This window comes from Microcystis sp. LE19-10.1B, assembly GCF_027530565.1.
Taxonomy (GTDB): Bacteria; Cyanobacteriota; Cyanobacteriia; order Cyanobacteriales; family Microcystaceae; genus Microcystis; species Microcystis aeruginosa.
Window position 1 is genome coordinate 1 of the sequence record NZ_JAPZQM010000626.1, and the last position, 3,253, is coordinate 3,253.

4 protein-coding genes are annotated in these 3,253 nt (G+C 43.6%); 3 read left to right on the forward strand and 1 reads right to left on the reverse strand.

The annotated features are described in order from the left end of the window. Positions 1–49 precede the first annotated feature (49 nt). The 3 genes from O9332_RS22585 (at position 50) to O9332_RS22595 (ending at position 2,230) form a co-directional block, all read left to right on the forward strand. A complete protein-coding gene (locus O9332_RS22585) occupies positions 50–181 on the forward strand; it encodes a hypothetical protein (RefSeq protein ID WP_288027529.1) in 132 nt (43 codons plus the stop codon). Between the two features lie 91 nt (positions 182–272). Then, entirely contained in the window at positions 273–1,592 is a 1,320-nt protein-coding gene (secY, locus tag O9332_RS22590; protein ID WP_002757587.1) for a preprotein translocase subunit SecY, read from the forward strand. A gap of 71 nt (positions 1,593–1,663) precedes the next feature. Further along, on the forward strand, positions 1,664–2,230 hold the full coding sequence (locus tag O9332_RS22595) for an adenylate kinase (protein WP_012267964.1): 567 nt from the start codon (positions 1,664–1,666) through the stop codon (positions 2,228–2,230). Positions 2,231–2,853: 623 nt separating this feature from the next. On the opposite strand, the gene O9332_RS22600 is transcribed toward O9332_RS22595, so the two are convergent. Further along, positions 2,854–3,033 carry a hypothetical protein gene (locus O9332_RS22600; protein WP_288027531.1) on the reverse strand — a complete coding sequence of 60 codons (180 nt, stop codon included), beginning with the start codon at positions 3,031–3,033 and terminating at the stop codon, positions 2,854–2,856. Positions 3,034–3,253: the final 220 nt, after the last annotated feature.

Sequence of the window (3,253 nt, forward strand, 5' to 3'; positions counted from 1 at the left end):
GAGTCATGATTCATGAGGCCGTAGGCAGGCGACCGGCGCTATTAGCTTCTTGATAGTCCCCCCACCCCACACCCCACACCCGACACCCGACACCCCACACCCCACACCCCACACCCCACACCCTACACCCCACACCCCACACCCCACACCCAACCCCCAAGACCTGATTGCTATATCATAAGAAAGACAGGGGAAATCTTAAAAAAATCGAGAAAGTTTTCCCCCTCGATTACTTTTTCCCATAAAAAAAACTGCACTAGAGGTAACTGTTAATGGTCGTTAGTCGTGATAAGGCTCCCACGGCACAGGAAACGTTTATGCAAATGGCACAGGCGGCCGGTTTACGCGGTCGCTTGTTGATTACATTGGGTTTACTGATTCTGCTCCGTTTTGGGATGTTTGTACCGATACCTGGTTTGGATCGGGCAAGATTAGCAGAAATTATTCAAGGTAACGCCGCTTTGGGAATCCTTGACCTGTTTACCGGGGGAGGATTATCGACGTTAGGGATTTTTGCCCTCGGCATTCTTCCCTATATCAACGCCTCAATTATCGTGCAACTGCTCACCGCTGCCCTTCCTTCTTTGGAAGATTTACAGAAAAATGAAGGAGAAGCAGGACGGCGAAAAATTGCCCAAATTACCCGTTATATTGCCTTTGGTTGGGCAATTATTCAAAGTATCGGCATTACTCTCGGTTTATTGGTGGCTAACGGCGTTGTGGCCGGAACTTTACCCTCGATCGCCGCTACGGTTCTCGCTTTAGTGGCCGGTTCTATGTTCGTGATGTGGATTTCGGAACTGATCACAGAACGCGGTCTGGGAAATGGAGCATCTTTGCTGATTTTTGTCAACATTGTCGCTGTTTTACCGAAAACCCTCGGTGATACGATTACTTTTGCTCAACAGGGTGGCCGACAAGCGATCGCTCAAGTGGTGATTCTCTTGCTGGTTTTCTTGGTGATGATTATCGGCATTGTTTTTGTTCAGGAAGGAACCCGTCGGATTCCGATTGTTTCTGCCCGTCGTCAGGTGGGTCGTCGTCTCTATCGGGAAAGAACCAGTTATCTACCCCTACGACTCAATCAAGGGGGCGTGATGCCGATTATTTTCGCCTCGGCAGTGTTGGTCTTACCTTTCCAATTGGTGCAAGCTTTACCCACGGATAACCCGGTCGGTCAGGTTTTAGTCCAGTTGGTTAATGCTCTGCGTCCCGATAGTTGGGGTTATGTGGCTTTTTATAGCTTACTAATTCTCGGTTTTAGTTTCTTCTACGCTTCCCTGATCGTTAACCCCAAGGATATGTCCCAAAACCTGAAAAAAATGGGGGCCAGTATTCCGGGGATTCGGCCAGGGACCGCTACTACTAATTATCTGGAAGGGGTGCTGAATCGTCTCACCCTTTTGGGCGCTCTCTTTTTAAGTTTGGTGGCTACTGTGCCGACTGTAGTAGAAAGCGCCACCGGTGTCACCACTTTTCGCGGTTTGGGGGCAACTTCCCTGTTAATTCTGGTGGGGGTGGCGATCGATACTGCGAAACAAATTCAAACCTATGTCATGTCTCAACGCTATGAGGACATGATTAAAAAGTAGTTAGATAGTTAACCAGTGACCTTTTACCGGTTACTGGTTATTTTTTCCCTTAAAACCCTATATTTAATCCCATGAGCAAACGGATCGGTGTGATATTTTTGGGACCGCCCGGATCGGGAAAAGGTACTCAAGCGGCAAAATTAGCGGAATCTCTGACGATTCCCCATATTTCTACCGGTGAAATTTTACGTCAAGCAATTACAGAGAAGACAGAACTTGGTCAACAAGCACAAGCTTATGTGGAAAAGGGCGAATTAGTCCCCGATGAGTTGTTATTAGGTTTAATTCAGGAACGTTTAAAACAGCCTGACAGTGCTAAGGGTTGGATTCTTGATGGGTTTCCCCGCACGGTGGCACAGGCGAGCTTTTTAGACGCATTACTGGAAGAATTGGCCGATAGTTACACATTTGTGGTCAATTTGGCTGTACCAGATACGGTCTTAATTGAGCGTCTCATGCAACGGGGTCGTCAAGATGATACTAAAGAAACGATCTCCCGTCGCCTACAGGTTTATATCGACCAAACTGCCCCCGTTTTAGATTATTACGGTCAAAAAGGCACTCTTAACCATATCGACGGTAATCAACCGATGGACGCGGTTACGGCGGCTTTAACAGCAGTTGTGACTCCTGTTTAAAGTTTCTCTCAGATCATCAGTAATCAGTCATCAGTAATCAGTGATCAGTTATCAGTAATCAGTGATCAGTAGGTTGGGTTGAAGCATGAAACCCAACGCCCGCATGGGTTAGCGGTAGCGTAACCCATCCTACAAATAATTGTGCCTCCCTACTTATACTAAATCCAGTTATTAAAAACTGATTATTTATTCCCTCTTTTGCCTCTTGCATGAGTGCCTGTCCTGATATGTAGCCTATACTCAACGGATTTAGTATTATAAGTTTTTTATATCAAACAAGCTTTAATAGTTGAGCATATTAAAATTTACACTTCGCAATATTTATCTTTTCTTAAGAATTTATTGAAAATAATTCTCATTTGTTTACGAGGTTGCAATACTTCCAGCGATTATGGTATAATTTCGCAGTATGAAATGATGGGGCGTTCTGTGCTTTTTTGGTTTTTTAGCTGTCTGGTGAGCATGAAAACCCTTGCTAAATCTACACTAACCTATTCAGCAACAGCAACAACTGGCAGTTAAAGAACCTTTTTTAAGCCAACCCGTTGATCAATTAATTGTGTAGTTTTGTTGCAAAGAGAAATTTTTTTTGACAAAAAGAACAAAGTGTGCTGCCACTGGATTTAAAATAAACTCAATTGTCCTTCTTGTTTTAAGCGCCAGTTATCATCACCAACTCTCTGGGCAATATCTTCGAGGACGCTTAGAATCGTCTGATTTTCGGGAGTTGTGCCATTTTTTAACAGAGGTAATATATTAAAAACAATATCATCGAAACTAGAGCTTTTATTATCTCTTTCCATCCTTCTCAAATAGCTAATCAAATAGTATTTAATTCTCAATTTAACATCGATTTTTGACTTAAACTTACTATCTTTTTTGATTGTATATCTGAACTTCCCCCGTATAAATATACTAGCTATGGCTCAAAGTCTTACAGAGCCTGAGTTAAAGCAATGTAATACTAATAAACTACTGGGTACAAACTCCTGAAATCCTTACGCAGACAGGGTTTGAGGCAAA

Bases quoted from the DNA above. Each gene is read 5' to 3' on its own strand.
- secY (WP_002757587.1), top strand. From the start codon at position 273: ATGGTCGTTAGTCGTGATAAGGCTCCCACGGCACAGGAAACGTTTATG.
- O9332_RS22595 (WP_012267964.1), top strand. From the start codon at position 1,664: ATGAGCAAACGGATCGGTGTGATATTTTTGGGACCGCCCGGATCGGGA.
- O9332_RS22600 (WP_288027531.1), bottom strand. From the start codon at position 3,033: ATGGAAAGAGATAATAAAAGCTCTAGTTTCGATGATATTGTTTTTAAT.